We start from the raw sequence: 385 nt of genomic DNA, 5'->3' as shown, positions 1-385 counted from the left end.
TAGTGGTTTTTAGAGTTTTACGGGCGGGTTATCGGGTTGTCCTGCTCCGGCTGGTTCAGTCTTGGGCGAAAGTAAATGACACCCAGTGCACATGGAACCATCAAAAGCCCAGCCATGGCAGTGAAGGTATTATAGATTTTTTCTCTATTTCGCAGGGAGCTTAATTCTTCGTTTAACTGGTTTACGCTTATCTGTGCTTCTTGAGGGCTGAGTTCTCTGATAGTGTCTTCGATCTGGGCAACCTTCTCTTGAATTCGTCCGATTTCTCCCTCCTTCCAGCCATCGTTTAAATTTAGAAAAAGTTGGGTTAAGGACAGCACCACCATGCATATGATTGCTGTTAAATAGCAGCGCTGACGATTTCTTTTCATTCGATTACTGAACG

At 44.4% G+C, this 385-nt stretch carries 1 protein-coding gene; it reads right to left on the bottom strand.

What is annotated here, in order from left to right; all coding sequences use genetic code 11:
- Nucleotides 1-17: 17 nt before the first annotated feature.
- Nucleotides 18-385, bottom strand: a 368-nt coding sequence (locus QEH52_RS20310; protein ID WP_308952785.1) for a hypothetical protein, incomplete at its 5' end; no start/stop codon positions are given.

Source organism: Thalassobacterium maritimum (genome assembly GCF_031127805.1).
GTDB lineage: Bacteria > Verrucomicrobiota > Verrucomicrobiia > Opitutales > Coraliomargaritaceae > Thalassobacterium > Thalassobacterium maritimum.
This window is presented reverse-complemented; position numbering and strand designations above follow the sequence as displayed.